The organism is Cellulomonas endometrii (assembly GCF_949769265.1).
Lineage (GTDB): Bacteria > Actinomycetota > Actinomycetes > Actinomycetales > Cellulomonadaceae > Cellulomonas > Cellulomonas endometrii.
The window spans coordinates 108,064-129,492 of the sequence record NZ_CATKPC010000006.1; the positions used below are offsets into that span (position 1 = coordinate 108,064).

Annotated in this window: 27 protein-coding genes, 1 pseudogene and 1 riboswitch; of the genes and pseudogenes, 14 read left to right on the forward strand and 14 right to left on the reverse strand. The window is 69.5% G+C overall.

Translation table 11 applies throughout. The annotated features are described in order from the left end of the window. Positions 1–83 precede the first annotated feature (83 nt). The 3 genes from QNH85_RS08760 to QNH85_RS08770 all read left to right on the forward strand — a co-directional run bounded on the left by QNH85_RS08760 (position 84) and on the right by QNH85_RS08770 (position 2,577). On the forward strand, positions 84–581 hold the full coding sequence (locus tag QNH85_RS08760; protein WP_282945809.1) for a PPOX class F420-dependent oxidoreductase: 498 nt from the start codon (positions 84–86) through the stop codon (positions 579–581). A 563-nt stretch (positions 582–1,144) separates the two neighbouring features. Then, positions 1,145–1,996, forward strand: coding sequence for a hypothetical protein (locus QNH85_RS08765; RefSeq protein WP_282945810.1), 852 nt, complete (start codon positions 1,145–1,147; stop codon positions 1,994–1,996). Between the two features lie 320 nt (positions 1,997–2,316). Further along, a complete protein-coding gene (locus QNH85_RS08770) occupies positions 2,317–2,577 on the forward strand; it encodes a hypothetical protein (protein ID WP_282945811.1) in 261 nt (86 codons plus the stop codon). Positions 2,578–3,209: 632 nt separating this feature from the next. On the opposite strand, the gene QNH85_RS08775 is transcribed toward QNH85_RS08770, so the two are convergent. The 10 genes and pseudogenes from QNH85_RS08775 to QNH85_RS08820 form a co-directional block, all read right to left on the reverse strand. After that, complete coding sequence (locus QNH85_RS08775) at positions 3,210–5,390, reverse strand: heavy metal translocating P-type ATPase (RefSeq protein WP_428830382.1); 2,181 nt, start codon at positions 5,388–5,390, stop codon at positions 3,210–3,212. 217 nt (positions 5,391–5,607) lie between these two features. Further along, positions 5,608–6,008, reverse strand: a pseudogene (locus QNH85_RS08780) (four-helix bundle copper-binding protein). A gap of 152 nt (positions 6,009–6,160) precedes the next feature. Then, positions 6,161–6,433, reverse strand: coding sequence for a hypothetical protein (locus tag QNH85_RS08785; RefSeq protein ID WP_282945812.1), 273 nt, complete (start codon positions 6,431–6,433; stop codon positions 6,161–6,163). 170 nt (positions 6,434–6,603) lie between these two features. Beyond that, positions 6,604–7,221, reverse strand: coding sequence for a DUF305 domain-containing protein (locus QNH85_RS08790; RefSeq protein ID WP_282945813.1), 618 nt, complete (start codon positions 7,219–7,221; stop codon positions 6,604–6,606). A 41-nt stretch (positions 7,222–7,262) separates the two neighbouring features. Continuing rightward, positions 7,263–7,403 (reverse strand): hypothetical protein, encoded by a 141-nt coding sequence (locus QNH85_RS08795; protein WP_213281868.1) that lies wholly within the window; start codon positions 7,401–7,403, stop codon positions 7,263–7,265. A gap of 23 nt (positions 7,404–7,426) precedes the next feature. Then, the gene (locus tag QNH85_RS08800) at positions 7,427–8,053 is read right to left on the reverse strand and encodes a peroxiredoxin family protein (protein WP_282945815.1); all 627 of its coding nucleotides are present in this window, start codon (positions 8,051–8,053) and stop codon (positions 7,427–7,429) included. Beyond that, a complete protein-coding gene (locus tag QNH85_RS08805; RefSeq protein ID WP_282945817.1) occupies positions 8,050–9,006 on the reverse strand; it encodes a cytochrome c biogenesis CcdA family protein in 957 nt (318 codons plus the stop codon). Before QNH85_RS08805 ends, QNH85_RS08800 begins: the two co-directional genes overlap by 4 nt. 1 nt (position 9,007) lies before the next feature. Then, on the reverse strand, positions 9,008–9,322 hold the full coding sequence (locus QNH85_RS08810; protein ID WP_213281871.1) for a thioredoxin domain-containing protein: 315 nt from the start codon (positions 9,320–9,322) through the stop codon (positions 9,008–9,010). A gap of 75 nt (positions 9,323–9,397) precedes the next feature. Then, the gene (locus tag QNH85_RS08815; protein WP_282945819.1) at positions 9,398–10,438 is read right to left on the reverse strand and encodes a sensor histidine kinase; all 1,041 of its coding nucleotides are present in this window, start codon (positions 10,436–10,438) and stop codon (positions 9,398–9,400) included. A gap of 92 nt (positions 10,439–10,530) precedes the next feature. Beyond that, positions 10,531–11,253, reverse strand: a complete 723-nt coding sequence (locus tag QNH85_RS08820) for a response regulator transcription factor (protein ID WP_213281873.1) — start codon at positions 11,251–11,253, stop codon at positions 10,531–10,533. Between the two features lie 205 nt (positions 11,254–11,458). On the opposite strand from QNH85_RS08820, the gene QNH85_RS08825 reads away from it, so the two are divergent. Continuing rightward, positions 11,459–12,238, forward strand: a complete 780-nt coding sequence (locus QNH85_RS08825; RefSeq protein WP_282945820.1) for a prolipoprotein diacylglyceryl transferase — start codon at positions 11,459–11,461, stop codon at positions 12,236–12,238. Between the two features lie 21 nt (positions 12,239–12,259). Here QNH85_RS08825 and QNH85_RS08830 read toward each other — a convergent pair whose 3' ends face one another. After that, positions 12,260–12,616, reverse strand: a complete 357-nt coding sequence (locus QNH85_RS08830; protein ID WP_282945822.1) for a YibE/F family protein — start codon at positions 12,614–12,616, stop codon at positions 12,260–12,262. 38 nt (positions 12,617–12,654) lie between these two features. Next, on the reverse strand, positions 12,655–13,494 hold the full coding sequence (locus QNH85_RS08835) for a YibE/F family protein (protein WP_282945824.1): 840 nt from the start codon (positions 13,492–13,494) through the stop codon (positions 12,655–12,657). Between the two features lie 520 nt (positions 13,495–14,014). Between QNH85_RS08835 and QNH85_RS08840 the strand changes: the two genes are divergently transcribed. The 3 genes from QNH85_RS08840 to QNH85_RS08850 all read left to right on the forward strand — a co-directional run bounded on the left by QNH85_RS08840 (position 14,015) and on the right by QNH85_RS08850 (position 17,097). Continuing rightward, complete coding sequence (locus QNH85_RS08840; RefSeq protein ID WP_282945826.1) at positions 14,015–15,385, forward strand: peptidoglycan DD-metalloendopeptidase family protein; 1,371 nt, start codon at positions 14,015–14,017, stop codon at positions 15,383–15,385. A gap of 47 nt (positions 15,386–15,432) precedes the next feature. After that, positions 15,433–16,002, forward strand: coding sequence for a M15 family metallopeptidase (locus tag QNH85_RS08845; protein ID WP_282945828.1), 570 nt, complete (start codon positions 15,433–15,435; stop codon positions 16,000–16,002). A 129-nt stretch (positions 16,003–16,131) separates the two neighbouring features. Next, a riboswitch (cyclic di-AMP (ydaO/yuaA leader) is annotated at positions 16,132–16,306 on the forward strand. A gap of 92 nt (positions 16,307–16,398) precedes the next feature. After that, a complete protein-coding gene (locus tag QNH85_RS08850; RefSeq protein ID WP_282945830.1) occupies positions 16,399–17,097 on the forward strand; it encodes a C40 family peptidase in 699 nt (232 codons plus the stop codon). Between the two features lie 79 nt (positions 17,098–17,176). Here the strand turns inward: QNH85_RS08850 and QNH85_RS08855 are convergent, their stop codons facing one another. Together QNH85_RS08855 and QNH85_RS08860 are read right to left on the reverse strand one after the other, a co-directional pair. Next, entirely contained in the window at positions 17,177–17,572 is a 396-nt protein-coding gene (locus QNH85_RS08855; protein WP_282945832.1) for a hypothetical protein, read from the reverse strand. Positions 17,573–17,686: 114 nt separating this feature from the next. Further along, positions 17,687–17,962, reverse strand: a complete 276-nt coding sequence (locus QNH85_RS08860; RefSeq protein WP_282945833.1) for a helix-turn-helix domain-containing protein — start codon at positions 17,960–17,962, stop codon at positions 17,687–17,689. A 362-nt stretch (positions 17,963–18,324) separates the two neighbouring features. On the opposite strand from QNH85_RS08860, the gene QNH85_RS08865 reads away from it, so the two are divergent. The 7 genes from QNH85_RS08865 (at position 18,325) to QNH85_RS08895 (ending at position 21,267) form a co-directional block, all read left to right on the forward strand. Continuing rightward, on the forward strand, positions 18,325–18,618 hold the full coding sequence (locus tag QNH85_RS08865; RefSeq protein ID WP_282945835.1) for a hypothetical protein: 294 nt from the start codon (positions 18,325–18,327) through the stop codon (positions 18,616–18,618). Next, a complete protein-coding gene (locus tag QNH85_RS08870) occupies positions 18,615–18,980 on the forward strand; it encodes a hypothetical protein (protein ID WP_282945837.1) in 366 nt (121 codons plus the stop codon). The genes QNH85_RS08865 and QNH85_RS08870 overlap by 4 nt, the downstream gene beginning before the upstream one ends. A gap of 173 nt (positions 18,981–19,153) precedes the next feature. Continuing rightward, the gene (locus QNH85_RS08875; protein ID WP_282945838.1) at positions 19,154–19,711 is read left to right on the forward strand and encodes a hypothetical protein; all 558 of its coding nucleotides are present in this window, start codon (positions 19,154–19,156) and stop codon (positions 19,709–19,711) included. Next, positions 19,695–20,060: a hypothetical protein gene (locus QNH85_RS08880; RefSeq protein WP_282945840.1), complete on the forward strand. Its 366-nt coding sequence runs from the start codon at positions 19,695–19,697 to the stop codon at positions 20,058–20,060. Before QNH85_RS08875 ends, QNH85_RS08880 begins: the two co-directional genes overlap by 17 nt. Next, positions 20,038–20,403: a hypothetical protein gene (locus QNH85_RS08885; protein ID WP_282945841.1), complete on the forward strand. Its 366-nt coding sequence runs from the start codon at positions 20,038–20,040 to the stop codon at positions 20,401–20,403. Before QNH85_RS08880 ends, QNH85_RS08885 begins: the two co-directional genes overlap by 23 nt. Beyond that, positions 20,396–21,025 carry a hypothetical protein gene (locus QNH85_RS08890; protein ID WP_282945842.1) on the forward strand — a complete coding sequence of 210 codons (630 nt, stop codon included), beginning with the start codon at positions 20,396–20,398 and terminating at the stop codon, positions 21,023–21,025. Before QNH85_RS08885 ends, QNH85_RS08890 begins: the two co-directional genes overlap by 8 nt. Continuing rightward, positions 21,022–21,267, forward strand: a complete 246-nt coding sequence (locus QNH85_RS08895) for a hypothetical protein (RefSeq protein WP_282945843.1) — start codon at positions 21,022–21,024, stop codon at positions 21,265–21,267. Before QNH85_RS08890 ends, QNH85_RS08895 begins: the two co-directional genes overlap by 4 nt. The last annotated feature ends 162 nt before the right edge of the window (positions 21,268–21,429 follow it).

The window sequence follows — 21,429 nt, forward strand, 5'->3', positions numbered from 1 at the left end:
GTGCGGGGGCGTCGTCGTGTCGGCGTCGACGCCCCGCGGGCGGACGGCCTGCGCAGGCGCGACGTGCGTCCTAGAGTCGCGGCATGCCGACCTCCACGCTGCCCGCCGGCCACGCCGACCTGCTCGAGCGCCCGCTGTTCGCCCACCTCGCGACCGTGCGGCCGGACGGGTCGCCGCAGTCGTCCGTCATGTGGTTCGTCTGGGACGGGGAGGTGCTGCGGTTCACGCACACCAGCACCCGGCAGAAGTTCCGCAACATCCAGCACGAGCCGCGCGTCGCGCTCTCCGTGGCCGACCCCGACGACGAGTACCGCTACCTGGAGATCCGCGGCACCGTCGAGAGCGTCGAGCAGGACGACGCCGAGGCGTCGTTCTACCGGTCGCTGCAGGTGCTGAGCGAACGCGTAGATGCGAATCGGCGTCCCGGATGCGAATCGATGCGAAGCTCCTGCAGCGATACGGCCCTAGTGCGCGTGGAATGCGAAAGTGGGCGGCCGCTGGTGGGTCCTGAGGCGGCCGCTCGACGGGAGATCACCGCGGCTAGCGCGCCGCCGCGCCACCGGACTCGGACATCCGGGTGAAGGACGGTCAACCCCGGGGCGATCAGCCGATACGTTCCGAGTCGTGTTGTTGACTGGATGGACTCTCGTCGCAGTGTGCGCCGGTCTCGGAGTCGCTGGCGCCGGTGTCACCTCGGTGCTCTTGCTCGGCCAGCCTCGGTGTACTCGCGTCGTCGTCGCGTGTGTTGTCGGAGCGTTTGTCGGGTGCTCTCGTGCCTGTCTGCTGGAGTGAGGCCGTACGGGGGGTGCGCCGTGGGAGGCGACCGGTACGCAGGTACCGCCTTGAGTGGCGCGAACGCCGTTGGACAAGACGTCCTGCCTCGCCGGCGAACTTCCCGAAGCGCGGCGGGTGGCCTTCAGCGAGGCGAGACGTCGACGTCTGCATCACCGGTGATCACGCCGGATGCGAGGCCCGATGCTGTGCCGCCCGTCATCGGCACCGGTTGGTCCTTCCGGCGCGAGCCCCCGTGTGTCCCGCCAAGGCAGCGCTCTCATTGGCTGGGCTAGTTGGACGACGATGACGCACGTTGTGTGGTTGCCGGGGCCGAGTCGTTCGTGTCCTAGGCCGTGTTGATACTTACCTCGTGGGAAGCAAGCAGCGGGGACTGCACTACTTCGTGGGTGCGAACGAGGACCGCACTGTGTTCGGTCACGCGTGGCGACTCTGGGCGCACGGCACGTCGTTCTACGTCGCTGCGCGCGATCCCTCGATCCAAGCGCTCAAGTTCAGCCTCCACGGCCCTGATCCACGACCCGGCCTGACGCCGAGCTTCAGGCTCTCGGCGTTCCCGGGGAGCACCAAGGCGGCCCTGCGCGTCGACGGCGGTGAGCTTCCGATGTTCTTCCCGGGCCGGAGAGTCCCTGGGGCCGACGGTGTCCGTCACGTCATGAAGTTCCGGTTCACGCATGACGCGTTCCTGCCGCGTCTTGGATCCGGCCGTGGCGCGGGAAAGAGCATCGGGCCCGACGCGAAGGGGATCATCGTCACAGCTCCTCCCACGCCGGCACAGGTGTCCGATCTCGACCTGTACGTGTCCGATGGTGACCCGCACATCCCCCCGGGTTCCGCCGAGGCCAACGCTCTTGTCGGACCGATCCGCAACGACGCCGGTCAGACCATCACGGGCGTGTCGCGCCGTTTTCCGATGTTGCGCATGCCGACGCCTGCGGCCGCAACCTCGCGAGCGCCGCTCCCGGATGAACCGGCCGTCCGGGGCGTCTGGATGGGCATGGGCGGATGCGGCTACGCGTGGGTAGTCGAGGGTGCCCTCTCGGCTCGTTGGTTCGAGCAGTCGTCGTCGGCGCTGCGCCGACCGGACGGACCCGAGGCTGTCACGACGAAGTGCGCGCTGGCCCCGCCGTGGGGTTGGGGCCCGGACGTCCTCTCTACGGTCATCCGAGTCCCGCGAGTAAGGATGGAACGGCCACGCGCCTGAACCACTGTCGCCACTTACATCGCGTTTCAGCGCGATTGATGGGACGAATGACCGAGTAGCGGAAGTTCGGCCATCAGTCAACCCCTTGTAGGGTCCACATCGTATGTGCCAGCATCGGCCCATCGACGCCGCAGGGGGCGGTGTCGAAGTTATTCGCAGGGGGAACTGTGAAGCGTTTTGGGATTGTGTCGCTGACTGCTGCTGTCTTGGTGGCAGTGTCCGGGAGTGTCGCGCACGCGGGCGTGGTGACGCCCCAGCACGATATCGTTTGCACGACCAGCATCGGTGGTGCCAGGGCGAACGGAACAACGGGTGTGGTCGTGAACGGCACCGTCCGCTGCAACGCTTCGGTGGACGTCGCCCTGACGACGATCCAGTTGCAGATCTACGAAGGCGGTCAGTGGAGGCTCTACGGCAACTCCTCGTCGACGTCCTCCACAGCGGCGAACATTAACATCTCGGACTCCGCCGCACGCAAGAGCGGCTGCTGGGCCTACCGTGGCGTCATCACGCGAGAGGCGCTCCACCACAACTGGGGGACGACCACGAAGTACGGAGAGTCGGCGAGCTTCTGCGGCTGACCGGGAGGACGCCGTGACGACGAGCAACGAACCGCCGTGGGACCTGATCGATCTCGATGCTGCGAAGCGTGCGGTGACGGCGAACGGTCCGACTACGGCGATCGCGCACCGCACTGGCAGTGGCTGCGCAGTCAGTGTGACCCGAGACGCCAGGTCTGGGTGGTATGTCGTCGTCGCTGTGGGCGACCGAGCTGACGTTCCGACAGTCGTGGAGCTTCTGCCACCTGACGAGACGAGGGTTCGACTAGCGGGCTCGATCGCTCCGGAAGAGGATAGCGGGCCGCGTTTGCATTACGCAGTAGCGCGAAACCCGGACCCGACAGAGTTGCGAATTCAGTCGGGTGGTGGGCCGTGGAATTCCGGATCGTTGAACTCGGAGACAGGCTGGTCGGCCGTTTGCCTTCGGACCGAGGTATTTTCGGAGGCAGTATCCGTCGAAATGAAGAGCGAGGCTGGCACGTGGGAATCGATCTCCGATTGAACGGGGTCTGACCCCGAGTCCCGTGAAGTGCAGAACATAGCTCAGCCGAGGTCGCGCTGCGGCGCGACCTCGGCTGAGCCATCTGGGCGGACACTCCTAGCGGTGCCCGTCATTCTGCACGGCCAGCATTCCGGCGTGGTGTAGCTCCGGCTCAGCGGGGTCGGAGATCAAGCCGTCGCAGGAGCTGGGCGTTGAGGGCGACGACGATGGTCGAGACGGACATCAGGATGGCTCCGACGGACATCGGCATGACGAAGCCGATCGGTGCGAGCACTCCTGCGGCGAGTGGTACGGCGACGAGGTTGTAGCCCGCGGCCCACCACAGGTTCTGCTTCATCTTGCGGTAGCTGGCGGCCGACAGGTCGATGACGGAGACCACGGAGCGCGGGTCGTCGCTGGCGAGGATGACGCCGGCGGAGGCGATGGCGACGTCGGTGCCGGCGCCGATCGCAATGCCGACGTCCGCCTGGGCGAGCGCGGGGGCGTCGTTGACGCCGTCGCCGACCATCGCGACGGTCCGACCCTCGCGCTGGAGCTCGGTGACCTTGGCGGACTTGTCCTCGGGGCGCACACCGGCGAAGACCCGGTCGATGCCGATCTCGGCGGCGACTGTGCGGGCGACGGCCTCGGCGTCGCCGGTGATCATGACAACGTCGACGCCGCGGTCGTGCAGCTCGCGGACGGCGGCGCGCGACTCCTCCCGGATCTCGTCGGCGAGCTTCAGGGCGCCGGCGAGGTGCCCGTCGACCAGGACGTGCAGGATGATCGCGCCCTCGGCGCGCCACTGCTCGAGGCCGTCGAGCTCGGTGACGCCGTGCTCGTGGAGCAGGTTCGGGCCGCCGACCTCGACGGTGCGTCCGCTGACCCGGGCGCGGACGCCGACGGCCGGTGACGAGGTGAAGTCGGCGGCTGTCGGGACCGAGAGGTGGGCTGCGGCGGTGACGATGGCGCGGGCGAGCGGGTGCTCGCTGTCGGCTTCCGCCGCGGCCGCCATCGTCAGGACATCGTCGTGCGGGAAGCCGGCGGCGGGGCGTACCTCGGTGACGGTGGGCTGGCCCTTGGTCAGGGTGCCGGTCTTGTCGAACACGACGGTGCCGACGGTTCGCATGCTCTCCAGGGCGAGGCGGTCCTTGACCAGGATGCCGCCGCGCGCGGCGCGCTCGGTGGCGATGGACACAACCAGGGGGATGGCCAGGCCGAGAGCGTGGGGGCAGGCGATCACCAGGACGGTGATGGTGCGGACCACGGCGTCGTCGGGCATCCCGACGATGGACCAGACGAGCGCGGTGACGGCGGCGGCGCCGAGTGCGAACCAGAACAGCAGGGCAGCGGCGCTGTCGGCCAGGCGCTGGGCGCGTGAGGACGAGCTCTGCGCCTCGAGGACGAGCCGCTGGATGCCCGCGAGGGCGGTGTCGTCACCGACGGCGGTCACGCGGAGCCGCAGTGCTGAGTCGGTCGCGACTGTGCCGGCGACGACCCGGTCCCCGGTGGCACGGCGCACGGTGCGGGACTCCCCGGTGACCATGGACTCGTCCATCTCGGCGGCGCCGTCGATGATCGCGCCGTCGGCGGGGACGCGAGCCCCGGGCCGCACGAGGACGATGTCGTCGACGGTGAGGTCAGCGGGGGCCACCCGCACGACGTCGTTGCCTTCGATGCGCTCGGCCTCGTCAGGCAAGAGCGCTGCCAGTGAGTCGAGGGCTGAGGTGGTCTGGGCGAGGGACCGCATCTCGATCCAGTGCCCGAGCAGCATGATCACGATGAGCAGCGCGAGCTCCCACCAGAAGTCGAGCTCGTGCGAGACGACCCCGAGGGTCGCAAGCCAGGAGGCGACGAACGCGACGCTGATCGCCAAAGCGATGAGCAGCATCATCCCGGGGCGCCGGGACCTCAGCTCCTCGGCGGCGCCGGTGAGGAAGGGCGCGCCGCCCCAGGCGAACATCACCGTGCCGAGCACGGGCGAGACCCATGACAGCCACACGAGGTCGGGCAGCTCGTAGCCGAGCAGCATCGCGAACATCCCGCTGGTCGCCACGACCGGGATCGCGAGCACGAGCATGACCCAGAACAGCCGCCGGAACTTCTCGACATGACCCGCGTGGCCGCCGTGCCCGGCGTGACCACCGTGTCCCGCGTGGGCGTCGTGGCCAGCGTCGGCGCCGTGCTCGGTGTGCGAGGTCTTCGGCTGGGGCGCGGTCATGACGTGCCCGTGGTGCTCGTCGTGCGGCAGGGCGGCCACGTCTTCCCGCATCGGCTGGGCTGCCTGGGGGTGTCCGGCGTGTCCGTCGCCCGGTGTCACCGGGTGGTCCCCGGTGTGGTGGTCGCGGCTCATGTCAGTGGCCCCTCTCGTCGACGTGGTCCACGTGGTGCTTGTCCTCGACGCGCTGTAACCGCATACCCCCGGGGGGTATTCCCTCGGGGGTCCAGGTCAGCCCACGCGGCCGAAGACGTTGTGCAGCTGAGCGATCCCGCGCAGCTGGCTCGATCGCCTCGCGTGGCGCCGGCGGGGTTCCTGCCACACCGGCATCGCCCGCGAGTGCCTCACGGCGTCAGGCGATCGCGGTGAGCAGGTCGCGGCACGCAGCCTCGCAGTCACGGCAAGCCTCGGCGCAGATGCGGCAGTGCTCGTGCATCCCGGCGTGCTGCTCGCACTCGTTCGCGCACGCGGTGCAGGCGGCGAGGCACGCCTCGAGGTGGACTCGGGTGATGTCAGCGTCGTCTCCGGTGTGCCGCGACAGGATGCGTGCGGTCGTGGCGCAGCTGTCCGCGCAGTCGAGGTTGGTGCGTACGCACCTGCGCAGCTCGGCGACCATCCCTCGCCGAGGCAGGCGTCGGCGCATGCTGTGCACGCTTGGGAGCACGCCGTGAGCGTGTCGATCACGCGCGCGAGCAGCTCGGTGTCGAGGCTGATGGTGCCTGGATAGGTCCGGAGCATCTCGGTCGTCTTCATGGCAGTCCCCGTTCATCTCTCGCCGGCGGCGGTTCGTCGGCGTTTTCGACGCTAGAAGGGCGCCGTTGGCGCTGCACGCGCTGCGGGGCCGCCAGCGGTGAAGTTTCGATCACGCCTGGCGACCGGTCCTCTGCCGGAGCGGCGGCGGCGGGCTACTTGCCACCCGACAGCGCCATGCCGTCGCCCGTGGCGGTAGCGCTGCCATCTGCCCCGTGCTGCGCGCGTTCGTTGGTCCCGGGCGTGGGCGCTCCGGGTCCGTGGCTGTGCCCGCGGCCCATGACGAGCATCATCGCGGCCATGCCCAACGGGCAGGCGAGCAGGGCCGCCCACCGCAGGGCTGCTGCGAGATCGACGCCGAACGCGAGAAGCAACGCCAGGACTGCCGCTGCTCCGATGGCCATGTGCTTGAGGTGGTGCCTGATCACGGGGTGCTCCGTCTGCTCGGTGGGATCGGTGTCGTTCCCATGCTCGACGTGCTCGATGGAGGGAGCCGCTCCTTGCGGGTGAAGGGTCGATGAAGCGATCTGGCGTGCTGTGGACAAGGCAACGCCACCGGCACGGGGGATGCACCGGTGGCGTTGCGGTCGTGGCGGTGTCACATCTCGGCGAGCAGCTGCTCCATCGTGTCGATCTCCGCGGTCTGGTCGGCGACGATCTTGCCGGCCAGCTCGAGGGCGTCCTGGTTGAGGCCGTTGGCCTGCTCCTCCTCGGACATGGTGATCGCGCCCTGGTGGTGCACGATCATCATCTCGAGGAACATGCGGTCGAACTCGGAGCCGGCGTCCTCCAGTTGCTGCATCTGGTCGTCGTCGGCCATGCCGGTGTGCCCACCGGAGTGGTCCATGCCGTCCATGTCGTCCTCGGCGCTGGGCGACTCCTCGCCCCAGGTCTCCAGCCACGACGTCATCAGGTCGATCTCGGGCTGATGCGCGAACTGGATGTCGCTGGCGAGCTGCTGCACCTCTTCGCTCTGCGCGCGGCCCTCGGCCAGGACGGCCATCTCCAGGGCGCCCTGGTGGTGCAGGATCATCATCTGCGCGAACTCGACGTCAGCGTCGTTGTGCTCCTCCGAGGTCGCGGCAGCGGACTCCGACTGGCTCGAGGTCGGCTGGTCCTCAGCTGTGTCTGCGCCGTTCGAGCAGGCGCTGAGCACGACTCCCAGAGCGAGCGACGCCGCCACGGCAGCGAACGCGCGGCTCTTCTTCGGGGACATGGGGTAACTCCTTTGGTCGGCTGTGATCGTCGCGACTCTCGTCAGGCGACGCTCTCGCTCGTCTCGGCGGCCGGGCTGGTCGTGGCGTCCTTGTCGTGGTCGGCGCACTGTTCTTGCCCGCCGCAGCAGTCCGTCATCTCGTCCTCGTCGGTCAGGGTGAACTGGCAGCACTGATCGCTCATGGTTGGTGTTCCTTCGGTTGGTCTTATGCGGGGAGGTTGGCCTGCGCCTGCTTGAGGAGCTCGTCGGGAGCGAGCCACATGGACGGGTAGTTGCCCGACCAGCGCCGGACCCCGTCGGCGTCGACGAGCACGAAGCTGTGGCCGGGAAGTCCTTCGTGCATCCCGGTGCCGAGGGTTCCGTACTGCTCGGACACGGTGCCGTCGTCCAGCAGGAACGGAGTCGTCACGCCGTAGGTGCTCATGTCCGCGGTGATCTGCTCGGCGGTGTTCATGACGATCGGCAGAACGGTGATGCCGGCCTCGGCGAACGCCGGGTCCTTCTCGATCTCGCCCATCTGCTGCAGGCAGGACCCGCACCCGGCGCCTTCGTTGAAGTAGAGGATGACCGGCGAGCCCTGGAAGTCGGAGAGGCGGACGGTGTCCCCGGCGGTGGTCTGCAGGGTGAAGTCGGGTGCGGGGCCGGCGTCCGTGGAGGTCACCTCGCGTGAGGTCAGCAGCGCCACGGTGACGACGGCAGCGACCAGGACGATCAGGAACGCGGAAGCGCTGGTCATGATGACCTTGCGTCGGCGTTCGTGCTGACGCTGGTCGTGGCGGACCTTGGCGAGGGCTGCGGCGCGCTGCTTACGGGCTGCCGTGGCGGACGTCATCGCGTTGCTCCTTCGTTGTGGTGCTCGTGGCAGCTCGCCTCGCTAGCGGGCGCACCGTCGGGCTCTGCTGCGTCGGGCCGCGCTCGGTGGGTGCGTCGACGCTCGGAGAGCGTCCCCCAGACGAACAGTGCTGCCACCGCCACCAGGGCGAGTCCGAGCAGCGGCTCGGGAACGGGCGCTGTCCAGTCCTCGAAGCGGGTGAAGATCTGCGTAAGGGTGCGCCCGATAGCCGCCTGCGCCTCGGTCCCGCGGGTCATGTCGGGGCTCCCGGCCAGGAGGATGACGGCGATGCCCATGACCGTGAACCCGATGGCAACAGCGATGTTCAGCGTGTTGGTGACCAGCGTCCGGCCGGCCACGCGCAGGCGCACGAGCCGCGGGTTCATCCACGTGCGGTCACGTAGGCGTGCCTTGTCCCAGACCAGCGCCATGACGAACAGGGGGAACACCATGCCGAAGACGTACGCGAGCCCGAGCAGCAGTCCCCCGGCGGCCGACCCGGAGAGCGCTGACAGGGTCATCACTCCAGCCAGGACGGGCGCGCAGCAGCTCGATGCGATCCCTGAGAACACGCCGAGCGCGAAGAAGCTGCCGGTGTCGCCACGTCGGGTGTCCGGTGTACGCAGTGCGCTGGGCAGCGACCACATGCGTCCTGACAGGGCGAGCGCCGCCAGACCCAGCATGAGCGCACCACCGGCGTAGTACAGCGGGGCGTGGTAGCGCGCGATTGCCCCGGCGACCATGCTGACGCCGAGCGTGATCGGGAGGAGCACGGTCGCCAGCCCGGCCGCGAACACGAACGTGAGGGGCAGGAGCCGCCAGCGCCGGTTCTTGACCGCTCCGGCGAGATAGCTGGGCGCGAGGAAGACGATGCAGCACGGCGCGAACAGCGCGACCCCGCCAGCGAAGAAGGCCGCGAGCACGCTTCCGGTGGTCAGGAGCTGCGAGCCCACGTCACTGCACCGCCACGAGCGGTACCACGACGCCTCTTTGGCGCAGGAGGTCGAGCAGGCGCCCCGCGCGCAACCGACCCGAGCTGACGAACTGCCCGTCCAGCAACACCAGCGGGCTCATCGGGGGCCGGTGTTCGGCGACCAAGCGCGCTCCTTCGTCGGAGCGGACCTCGAGGACGTCGATCGTCAGCGGCGTGTGCTCGCTGAGGCGCGCCAGGATCTGCAGAGCGTCGTCGCACAGGTGGCAAGCGGGAGATCGTACGACCGTGATGACGGGGAGGGCGTCGCTCAACGGGGCGCCGGGCGTGCTGGGCATGGTTCCACTTTCACGCCCGCTGCCTGCGCGATTGATCACGCGATCATGGAGTTTCGATGAAGTCCGGTCCGCTGGTCAGCCCTGGTGCAGTTCGGGCGGTGCGGCAGGCAGTGACACCGTGAACTGCGCCCCGCGGCCGGTGCCGTCGCTGCGCGCATGGATCGTGCCGCTGTGCGCCTGCACGAGGGCCCGGCAGATGGCGAGTCCCACACCGGATCCCCCGTGGCCCCGGTCACGGGCGCTGTCGACGCGGTAGAACCGCTCGAACACGTGGGGAAGGTGCTCGGCGGGGATGCCCTCGCCGGTGTCGCTGACGGTGAAGTCCACGGTCCCCGTCGGGGCGGTGGTAGCGCCGACGGTGACCTGCCCGTCGGGCGGGGTGTGTCGGATGGCGTTGACGATCAGGTTGTCGAGCACCTGGGCCATCCGGACCCGATCGACCCGTACTCGCGCTCGCTTGTGGACGTCGCCGGCCTGCAGGATGACGCCTGCCGCCTCGGCCTTCTCCCGTGCGGCGAGCACGGCAGCGTCGACGAGCTCGCCGGCGGCGACATCGGCTAGCTGCAGCTCCAGGTCGCCGCTCTCGGCGCGGGTGACCGCGGCCAGGTCTCGCGAGAGTCGGGTGAGCCGCTGGGCCTGATCGTTGAGGACCCCGATGGTCTCGGCGTCCATGACGCGCACGCCGTCCTCGATGGCCTCCATGTACGCCACGATCGTCGCGGCCGGGGTGCGCAGCTCGTGTGCGACGTCGGTCAGCAGCCGCTCGCGCAGGTGCGCGTCGCCTTCCAGGCGAGCGGCCATCGCGTTGAAGGAGTGCGCGAGCTCGTCGAACTCCACGCCGATCCCGGGCAGCGGGACTCGCGCGTCGAAGCGACCCGCCCCGACCTGGTGGGCTGCCCGGGACATCTGCGCGACCGATCGCCCGATCCTGCGGGTCAGTACGACGCTGACGGCCAGGGCGGTGATACCGGCGACAACCATGGCCAGCGCGAGCGCGATCGTACTGGCGGACTGGAACGCCTCCTCGATGTGCAGGTCCGCGAGCTCGTGGTCCTGGATGTTCGCGCGGACGAGGTGCTCGTGGAACAGGGCTGGCCCGACGACGGTCGCGACCACCCACGCGGTGGTGGCCGCGGCGACCAGGACCAGGACGATCGAGATCAGCAGACGTCGGCCGAGACTTCCCGGGCCGACGGTGTCGCGGGCCCTCATCCCGGACCCATGCGATAGCCGATGCCGCGAACTGTCCGTACGAATCGCTGCTGCTGGGCGGTGTCACCGAGCTTGCGCCGCACGTGAAGGACGTGGACGTCGACGAGGTGCTCGTCGCCCACCCAGCCCTCGCCCCACACGGCGCGGATCAGCGCCGCGCGCGAGAACACCACCCCGGGGCGGGACGCGAGCGCGGCGAGCACGTCGAACTCCAACCGGGTGAGCGAGATCGGCTCGCCGTCGACGTGGGCCTCGCGCGCGTCGAGGTTCAGGGTGAGACCGCCCACCACGACGGTGCGAGTCGCGTCGGGCACATCCGCGGGGACCGCCCCGGCCGAGCGCCGGGGTCGGCGCAGCATGACGCGGATGCGAGCCACGAGTTCGCGGGGGCTGAACGGCTTGGTCATGTAGTCGTCGGCTCCCACCGACAGCCCGATGAGCGTGTCGACCTCGTCGCTGCGCGCGGTGAGCATCACGACGTAGCAGTCGGAGAACGTGCGCAGCTGGCGGCAGACCTCGACACCGTCGATCCCGGGCAGGCCGAGGTCGAGGACGACGACGTCGGGGTCGACCTCCCGCAGCAGTGCAACGGCCGCGCTGCCATCGTGGCACAGAGCGACCTCGAAGCCCTCGCGTTCGAGGTACCCACCGACGACCGAGGCGAGCGCCTGCTCGTCGTCCACGACGACGGCGCGCAGAGCGACAGCGGGTGGGGTCATGCGGACATTGTGCGGAGTCGCAGACGACAGCACGAGCGTTCGACGTGCCACTTCATTGAATCTTGATCGTCGGTCGCGGCCTGAGTCGGCTGCTTCTTCACTGAACTGCAACGGGAGTCATGCGCCGCGCTTCATCCGCGGGCAGGACGCTGACCAGGCCGTCGACCGGCGGTGTCACTCGACGAACGGAACCGACGTGCGCCCCGTGCTGTTCAGCTTGTTCGGCATCGACGTGCAGACCTACGGGGTCAGCAAGGCCGGTGCCGCGCTGCTCGCCGCCCATCTCCTGGGACGCGAGTTCACGCGTCTGGGACTCAAGCGCGAGTCAGCACATGCCCTGGTGTTCTGGGCGACGGTGTGGGGATTCGTGGGCGCGAAGGTGTACTTCGTGCTGGAGAACCTCGACGACCTGACGTGGCACCACCTGGGTGGCATGGGGTTCACCTGGTATGGCGGTCTCATCGCCGGGGTGGTCGCTGCGCTCGTGGTGATCCGCCGCCACGGCCTTCCGCTCGGCACGACTGCCGGGGCTGCCGCCATCCCGCTCAGCGTGGCGTACGGCGTAGGTCGCCTCGGGTGCTTCTTCGCGGGGGACGGGACCTACGGCAAGCCGTCGGACCTGCCATGGGCGATGACGTTCGCTGACGGCGCGGTGCCCACGAACGTCCCGGTGCACCCGACCCAGCTGTACGAGACGGTCGCGGCATTCGTGGTCGCGGGTGTGCTGTGGTGGGCCCGCAAGCGCGTCCCGGGTTCAGCGTTGTTCGGGGCCTACCTGGTCCTGAGCGGGCTCGCGCGGTTCCAGGTCGAGTTTCTGCGGACCAACAGCCCGCTCGTCGCTTGGCTGACGCAGCCGCAGCTGTGGTCGCTGGCGAGCATCGGTGCAGGTCTGGTCGTCATCGTCCTCGTCGCCTCCCGACCACACGACGTCGGAGGGCACGAGATGTCCCCGGCGTCGTTCCCGAGCCGGACGGTCGACGCCTGAGCTCAGCCAGTCACACGCGCGTCAGGCGCCGTGGTGATGGCCGTGACCTCCGTACCTGTGCCGGGGGCGTGGCACACCGTCCCCGGTGGCCGTGACCATCACCACCGCGATCGCCGTCGTGAGGGGGATCGCGAGCACCAGGCCGATGGAGGAAACGGCCGTGCGGACGATCTCCGCGGCGAACTGGCCGCTCGTGAGCGTGGAAGCCAGCGGAAGTTGGTAGATCAGCAGCAGCAGCAGGACGGGCAGCGACGCGCCCGTGTAGGCGAACGCGATGGTGTACACGGTCGAGGCGATGTGGTCACGGCCGATGCGCATCCCGCCGCGGAACAGCTCGGTTCGCGTCGCGGCCGGGGAGGCTGCCCTCAGCTCCCACACGGCCGACGCCTGCGTGATCGTGACGTCGTTGAGAACGCCTACCCGGCGAGGACGAGTCCGGCGAGGAAGAGGCTCCTGAGCGACACCGCGCCCACATCTCCAAGCAGCTGGGCGAGTCTGTAGTCGTCCTCGGTGGTGACTCCCGACAGATGTGCCCAGCGGGCGCCGGCCGCGCCGAGACCCGTCGTGAGCGCGAGCCCGGCGAGCGTGCCGATCAGCGCGGTCGAGGTCCGTAGCGACAGGCCGTGAGCCAGGTACAGCACTGCGGTCATGATCACAGTGGAGGCGGCCAGCGCCACGACCACGGCGTTCTCACCAGCGAGCAACGCTGGAAGGACGTACAACCCGATCACGACGAACGCCGCCCCGAGCCCGACGAGAGCCCTGAGACCACGCCGGCCGGCGACGGCAACGATCGACGCGCCGAAAGCGAGTGCCAGCGCGCCAAGTGGGATAGTGCGCTGGAAGTCGTGCCATGCCCACACCTCGCGGTCTGCATCGGTAGCGGGATACCACTCGAGGACTACGCGCGTACCGGCACGCACCTCCGCTGGGGTCAACGTGGCGGTCGCCCACACCCGCACGGTGCGTCCGGCCTCGGAGCCGGTGGTGACGTCCACCGTGACACGCATGCAGGTGACCGTCTCCGGGATGCTGCCGTCCGAGCGTTGGTCCTCGACGGTCCCCTCGCACCGTTCCTGCGAAGTGCTGGTGACCACGCCAGAGGGGTACTGCACCTCGACGGGTTCGATGATGCGAGCGGTCGGACGCCGCTCAGTCGGCCAGGTGATGATCATCGCTGCGACGGCCAGCACGAGCATCGGAACGAGGGCGCCGGAGACGATGAACGTCAGCCGGCCAGGACGACGGCCCAACACGGGGATCCCTTGCTCCTAGCGGGTGCAGCGCCTCAGGGCGCGGCAGCCAGCGCGCGACCAGAGGGCGCGGCGGCGGGCACACGGTAGGAACCAGGAGATCGGGGGACCCCATGTCGTTGGTCCCGACCGCCCGTATCTTGATCGAAACTTCATCGTTCAACCGTGGAGACTTGACGCCCCGACCGCAGTCTTGACGTCATGCGAGGCGTCGAAGGCGGTCACCGGTTGAGGGGCTCATGGGCATGTGGTGCCAGATGAGCTCCGCCGGGTGGCTCTTCATGACTACCGCGTGGCTAGCGGTCATAGCCCTGGCCGTGTGGGGCGTCTCGCGGCTGTTCCCTGCCCGTCGCTCCAGCAGCCCGCGCGCCGCCCTGGACGAGTGGCTTGCCTCGGGTGACATCGACACCGACCTCTACCGCCGGCTGCGAGCCGACATGGATGCTGCCGCGTCGAATCCGTCGAGCGGCCCGTGGTGAGCACGGCCAGGCGGTGGTCGTGGGTCACGGCCGCACACTTGCCCATGCTTGCTGCGGCTTCCGCGGCGGCCCTTCTCGTCACGGTGATGGTCGGTCCGTCCCTGCCTGCAAAGGCCGATCCACTCGACGAGAAGGAGCAGGCGGCACAGCAACGGGCTGCAGAAGCACAGCGACAGTACGAGCTCGCTCAGGAGTCCGTCGAGGACCTGTCCGCCGACCTCGCCCAGGCGGTCCTCGCCCTGGAGGAGACCAAGGCCCGACTGCCCGCTGCCCAGGCCGCCCTCGACGCGGCGACCAGTGCAGCCGACGCCGCTCAACGTGACGCCGCCCGCGCGCAGTCGGAGCTGCAGGACGCGACCGATGTTCACGCGCAGCTCATCACCCGGATCGAGCAGGACTCCGCACGCGCCGACGACGTTCGCGCGACCGTGGCTCAGCTGGCGCGGGCGGCGTACCAGGGCGGGTCCCGTTCCACAGGTCTGGAGGTGGCCGTCGGCGCCTCGTCGATCGAGGACTTCATCGAGCGCGCGAGAACCGCTTCGACCGCGCAGCGGCTGCAGTCGCAGACGATGACCGAGCTGGCCGAGCTCGAGGCAGCCGGTCGCAGCAACGAGGTCAGGCTGGACTCGGTCGTCGCGTCGCTCGCCGAGCTGGAGGAGGCCGCAGCGGCAGAAGCCGAAGCCGCTCGAGTGGCCCTTGATGCTCAGCGTGAGCAGAGCGCGGCGCTGGAACGCGCTGTCGTCGAGCAGGCCGCTGCCACGCAGCGGATCGAGGGTCTGAAGGGCCAGGCACAGACCGAACAGGCGCAGGCGGATGCCGTGCGCGCCAGCGCGGATGCCGAGGTCGCGCGGATCGCAGCCGAACAAGAAGCTGCCGCCGCTCAGCAAGCTCGCCCCAGCAGCCCCGCCCAGCCCGCTCCTGCGGCGCCCGCACCTCCCGCTCCGGTCGCACCTCCGGCCGCGCCGCCGGCCGCGCCTCCAGCCGCACCAGCGAGCTCGTCCGGCGCGTTGTTCTCCAACCCGACGTCGATCCAGCCGATGTACGTCACGTCCAACTACGGCATGCGCCTGCACCCCATCCTCGGCTACTACCGGCTGCACGCCGGTATCGACCTGCGCACCTACTGCAACACCCCCCTCTACGCGCCCAGGGACGGCACCGTGCAGTGGTCGCAGTGGCGCAACGGATTCGGCAACCAGGTGATGCTCAACTACGGCACCGTCAACGGCCAGTCCCTCATGAGCTCCTCGAACCACCTGACGCGCTCGGTGGTGACCGCAGGGCAGGCCGTCACCCGAGGGCAGCTCATCGGGTACTCCGGGAACACCGGCCTGTCCGGCGCATGCCACCTGCACTTCGAGGTCTACGTCGGCGGGAAGACCGTCGACCCCGCACCGCTCCTGGGGCTGCGATGACCGCGGAACAGCCCAGTCCGCACTCACCAACACCGTCAGGAGGAACCATGGACGGCATCACCGGAACCACAGCCCGAATCGTGGAGATCCGCCAGCTCCTCGGCGGGTTCACCACCATGCGCACCGTCCCTTCCCAGGCCCGGTCCGGCGACGCGTTCGCCGCCGCGCTCGACGGCGCGGTCAACGAACTGGCACCGAAGAGCCCGACTGGCACCCGGAACGCGCAAGGCGTTCCCTCCGATCTGGCCGAGTACGGCAACGGCCAGATCCCCCCGGACGCGTTGCGGGAGATCGGCGACACCGGACACCGGCTCTGGGCGCCCGCCGGGCAGGCACTCGAGCGGCTCATGGCTGCCGCGGCGAGGGACGGCGTCGACTTCGGCATCACCGACTCCTACCGGTCCTATGAGGCGCAGGTCGACGTCGCGCGCCGCAAGGGCCTGTACTCCCAGGGTGGTCTGGCCGCCAAGCCCGGCACCAGCCCGCACGGGTGGGGAGTCGCCGTGGACCTGGACCTGGACGACACCGCCCAGGCGTGGATGCGCACGAACGCCGGACGTTTCGGATTCGTCGAGGACACGCCCCGCGAACCGTGGCACTGGGTCTACAAGTCGTGACTCACGACGACGCGATCGGTCAGGGGACCGGTCGAGGAGAGGAGGACTGACTCAGCCGTACCGCGAATTCTGTCGGCGCGGGCCTACGCCGCGCACGACCCTTCATCGCGCTCAGCCGCAACTGAGCGATCCGGGTGGACGCCGAGTCCTGCCACCACCCGGCTCTTCACCACACGTGGCAGGAACGGGGGAACCACCGATTGCGGGCACGTCAGTGCCCTTGGGGTGAAGCCGGTCTACGGACCGGCCGGGCGGCTCCCGCCCGAACCCGACAGCTCACCCCGCAGGCGGCAGGAGACATCCATGCCCACACGTCATGCGACCGTCGCGCGTCACCGTGCCGACGGCCCTGCACACACCGCGCTCACCGACGCGCGGATACTCGCATCCCACCAGATGGCGACCGCCGGCCGCCGGACCGGAGCGGTGTTCGCCACCTCCGGCCTCGCTGTGTCGTTGCTTGCAGCACCCGCGTACGCCGACCACGAGGGTCGCGTCGCCTCCGCGTCGGTGGACCTGTCCGCGCTGACCGAGGATGCGCGGGCCATCGTGGAGGCGGCACCGGTCGTCGCCGCACCCGCCGAGGCGACCTGGACGTTCGAGAACCCGGGCGTCACCGCGGTGACCCCGCCGCCGCCTCCGCCTGTCGTGGAGGAGGAGCCGGTCGCGGAGGAGCCGACCAGCAGGTCGCGCGCTTCCGAGCCGGAGACCGTGACGGAACCCGCACCCGAGCCGGTCGGTGCGCCCGCACCAGCCAGCGCGAACGGCAACGCCATCGTCGAGATCGCTTCCAGCCTCGTCGGTATCCCGTACGTCTGGGGTGGCACGACCCCCAGCGGCTTCGACTGCTCCGGCTTCACGGCGTACGTCTACGCCCAGGTCGGGATCTCTTTGCCGCGCACCTCCGGCGACCAGCGCTATGCCGGCGTCGAGGTTCCTCGCGACCAGGCCCAGCCGGGCGACCTGATCTGGTCACCCGGGCACATCTCGATCTACGCCGGCGGCAACCTCCAGGTGGACGCCCCCGTGCCAGGCAAGGCGATTCAGATCCGCGAGATCTGGCAGTCGAACCCGAAGTTCATCCGGGTCGGCTGAGACACCGCGGGCGAGGTCGTGACGACGTCATGGCCTCGCCCGCGGGGGTCCGCACCAGCGGACGCCGGCTGCGCCGCTCTCACGAGGCCACCTCCTCGGAATCGTCGGAAGTGTCGACCGGACGGCGGATCATCAGATCCGCCAGAGAAGACGGCAGCGCACGCGCTCCGGGGCCGCCGGCTTGAAGCCACTCGCCGAGCTTGGCCGTCGCAGCCGGACCTGCGAGCCTCTCAAACCACACGGGAGCAGCGCCCGCGGCACGGCAGACGGAGCTCGGGCGAGCAACAACCACATCCCCGCGCTCGCACTCGTCCAGACACTCCACAGTCGTCAGCCGTGCGAGCCCGGCGTTCGAGAGCCGGCGCAACCGCTCCAGCTGACCGCCAGCAAGTGGGTCCGCGCTGCCCAGCGTTTCGCCAGCGCACAAGGAACACGCTGTCAGCCCAGGGAGCGCGCTGATCTCATCGTTGGGCACCGGACGACGATACGGCGCCCGAGAGCACCCACCGGTGTCACTCTGCGCCCCAGATGCCGAGGCGTCCACCGGACGCTCCCTCGCTTGCGCTGCGCTGAAGTCGTGCACTTCGGATCAAGCGCGTGGCAGGCTCGCGGTTCCATCCGCCGGGTCCTGGGGCTCGACGTAAGGGAAGAACGATCTGGGCGAGACATGCAGAGCTGCGGCCAGCTGCCAGATCGTGGTGAGGGTGGGGTTGCGGACTCCGGTCTCCGCTTCCCCGATGTAGGTGCGTCCGACGCCGGCGGCGTGGCCGAGCTGCTCCTGGGTCAGACCCGCATCCGTTCTGATCAGCCGGAGCGTCGCACCGAAGGCGCGCAGCTGAGTCGCCTCGGGTTCCTGACGCTGCACCCGATCGACGCTATGAGGAAGCTGGCGCGGCTTCGACCCCCTATCAGTGGAGTCAACGGAGGCCCTCATTGTCTAGACGTTACAGCGTCCTGAACGCCGCCGCGGGCTTCCCGCGATGGAGCTCAGCCCTTGACGCCGGGCGACACATGTCTACTATGAGTGGAGTTAGCCACTGGTGCCGGCGCCGCCGACGATGCCAGTGACAGAGGCGTTCGCTCGATGCAGCGCCCTGGGTATGCGGGACGAGCCACGCCACCCAACGAGGGAAGGCAGCCATGCGAGACCTCGACTCTTCAGGCCGGGCACCGCGACCGTCGCGTCCGGCACGCGCCCAGGTGCGGTGGTGGGCCCCGACGTTCGCGATGGCCTCAGCCACGCTCGTCGGTGGCATCGCCTCGCTGCTCACCGGGGAGTTGATGGCGGTCCCGCTCGCGTGCTTCGCGATCGCCATCGTGGCGGTCTCGGGCGGGATCCGGGCGCGCGAGGAGTTCCGGCGCGGATGGCGCAGGGGATACGAGAGCGCCGTGCGCACCATGGTCGAGCACTCGGCGGGCCGGACGCCGGACGTGGAGGTCCGTGCAACCGTGCATGGCGACCCCACTCCTGAGCCGTGGGATGAGCACCGGCCGCTCGTGGTGCACAGGGGCGGGCGATGAGCGGCCTGCACGTCGACGAGCTCGTGCTTGCCGACGCGACCGGCGTCTGGGCGGTCCGCTCGGAGTCTCCGACGGCGTACTTCCTGGACCTGGACTCAGACCTGCTGCTGCGTGACCCGGGCCCCTGGTCTTCGTCGGGACCTGGCGACGGTCGGTGGGTGCCGCTGATGTCGGTCACGTCGCTCTTCCACGGCGACTCGGGCGTCATCAGGGTCGGCGACCGCCACAAGTACCTGTTCGACTGGGACCCCGGCGGCGCCGACTACGGGTTCTGGATCCAGCGACGCGTCAGGTCGATCGACTACGTCGAAGCCGAGGAGCTCGCCGGCCTGCCGGCCTTCCCGCAGGACGACCCGCTGTGACCGGCAACGACCGCCCGTGGTCGTTGCCGGTCCGGGTGGAGCTCGCTAGCGACGCGGTGATCCAGTTTGAGGAGACCGGCCCGGCCGGTCTCCGGTTCGCGGCGAGCCAGCTCGACCGGATGTTCGAGATCGGGCTGATGCAGCCACCGCGGACCGTCCCGCGGGAACCAGACGTGCTGGCGGGCGTCACGCTGAGCGGGGATGCCAGGTTCCTCGTGGGGCAGGTCGACCTCGGCGTCGAGCGCGGCATGGAGGTCCTCGTGCGCGGACTCGAGGCCGCGGTGGACGCGGCGACACGCGAGTACCGCGGCACGCTCGAGCCGATCGAGACCAACGACGACCGCGACGACGAGCCGATGGACGACGAGTCGATCGACGACGAGCCGTACGACGGCGAGCCCACGGGTGCGCGAGAGATCCAGATCCCCGTCGACCAGGCGGGCGACCGGATGCCCGAGCTGCTCGACGAGCTCGCACGCGGTGCACGAGTCGTGCTCGTCGATCAGGGGGTACGGGTCGCGGTCCTGACGACGTGGTCCTCGTACGTCGCGCTGCGCGAGAAGGTGGCCGCCGCCTCTGTCGCGTTCTGGACCGCGTGGCGCACCGGGGTGTTCGACGTAGCCGGCTACGCCACCGACATCATCTCGGTCCTCCACCGAGCCGACACTGCGCCGCAGAACCCCGATGACGAAGACACCGAAGAAGGTGACAGTGATGAGCCTGCGCCCTGACCCGACTCGCATCCTGGGGTGGGAGTCCGACGAGCACGTCCTGCCCGCCGACGCGGTCCTCAAGCAGTACGCCTTGGTGGCGCGCGACCTGACGGTCTGGAGGCCCGTCGTCCTCACCGATGCCGACGCCAGGGTCGCGGTGATCGTGGCGTGGAACTGGTGGGCAACCCAGCACGAACGGTACGTGTCGGCGGCCGCCGCCTGTTGGGCGCACTGGCGCACCGGGCAGTTCGACTCCACTGGATTCGCCCAAGACGTCTTGCGTGGACTGCGACCCCCGATGCACCCCACGGTCCACCCGAGCGCGGCAACCGGCTACGAAGCCGATGGCGATGACGACGCCGGTTGACCCGATGCGCCACCCCGGGCGATGGGTTATCACCACGAGCTCCGGTGCGCGGCACCTCATCGACTCCCTCGACATCGACCACGTCACCGTCACCCGCCTGACCGAGAGCACCGACCCGAGTCTGCCGGGGTTCCCGCTCGGAGCGCTGCGGCGCGACGATCAAGCTCTTCGGCTGTCCGGTGTGACGCACCTGGCCGGTTCCGCCATGACGGACGGGATCGTCGTCGGCGAGGACATGTACCTCGCCGTGGAGCCGCTCGGCCCGCGCGCGTACGCCACCGTCCGGCGCACAACGCCGGTCGTGGCGATCGACGTGCTCTCCGAGAAGGCGCCCGATGGTTGACGACGAAACCGGGCGCGGCGGTGCGGTTGCGAACTGTGACCGGGCCGAGGGGCGCCGACGCCTGCTCGACATGGACCCGTCCGGCGTGCGCGAGGACTGCGACGCGGCGGCACCGTGCGTGAGCGGTGGCCATCTCGGGAGAGTGTGCCCACGCCAGCTGACCGAACGGCAGGAATGCGCGGACGCGGTCACGAGCGGGTTCGAAGCGGCACAGATTGCCTACGCCCGGGTCCGCCACGCCAACGCCAGGGCGCTCGCGGAAGCCGCAGGCGACCTCGGCATCGACGCGCCCGAGGAACGCCGGGGCGCCCTGCGGGTCATCGTCGGGACGACCGACGGTCTCGACTTCGCGATCCACGAGCGGTGGGACATGTGCGGCATCACCGTGGACGACCCGACCGGCATTCCGGCTCAACCACTGGGTTCAGGGCCGAGAGCCGACCTGAGTCGACACGGGCAGGTCGACAACCGTCACGCGCTGTGGATCGTTGCGTCCGCGGTCCGTACGACCAGGCGTCGTAGCCGGTGCCCCCACGGGACGGCCGCCAGCGTGCGGTGCTGCGCGATCTGTGGTCAACCGCTCACCGACCCGGCGCTTCCGGATGATCCGGGTCAGCGATGAGCATCCACGACCACAGTCTCCATGAGCGCATGGTCACGGCGTGTCGGGCGTGGCTTGACTGGTGCGGTGAGCATCAGGTCGATCCGCTGGATCCTGGTGTCGCACAACTCCGTCGGGCCGCCGCGGACCTGAAGTCCGCGGGCGCGACCGGCGCACAGATCGTCGACATGGTGGACCAGGTGGGATTCATGACAGGCGTCTGGCGCACTACCGATTGGCTGGAACTGCGGCGCAGTATCTAGGCCACGCTCGCGCGCTAGGTCTCGATCTGCGCGCGGCAGGCCGGTCGTGTGCACGTCCCCGACGCGTCCCAGGAGCTCGACAGGGACATGGAGTGGACCGGCACGACGCTTGCGTAGGTCCGATACTGACGGCCCCGGCCGGCGGCACTCGGCCGGGCTACC